Source organism: Variovorax sp. KBW07, assembly GCF_003852515.1.
Taxonomy (GTDB): domain Bacteria; phylum Pseudomonadota; class Gammaproteobacteria; order Burkholderiales; family Burkholderiaceae_C; genus Variovorax.
In genome coordinates this window covers 1-308 of the sequence record NZ_QAJK01000261.1, presented here as the reverse complement: position 1 = coordinate 308, position 308 = coordinate 1, and the positions used below count along the sequence as shown (strand labels likewise).

1 pseudogene is annotated in these 308 nt (G+C 68.8%); it reads left to right on the top strand.

Annotation, left to right across the window (positions count from 1 at the left end):
• Positions 1–196, top strand: a pseudogene (locus DBV14_RS33025) (MBL fold metallo-hydrolase); the annotation flags it as partial.
• Positions 197–308: the final 112 nt, after the last annotated feature.

Below are 308 nucleotides of genomic sequence, written 5' to 3'. Positions count from 1 at the left end.
AGACCTGCAGCAGACGCGCGACTACCTCGTGTTTCTTCGTGCCGCGATGAAGAAGGCCGCCACCGACATGACGCCGTTCGACGAGGCCTACGCGGCCACCGACTGGTCGCGCTTCGAGTCGCTGCCGCTGTTCAAGGCGGCCAATCGCATGAACGCCTACAACACCTACCTGCTGATGGAGCAGGAGGCGCGATGAATGGCGAGTGCATCGCGCGCCGCCGGCTCGTCGCGGGCCTCGCCGCGCTGAGCGTCGCGCCGATGGCGGTGCGCGCGGCCGAAGCCAAACTGCCCGCGCCGGCATCGCTGGC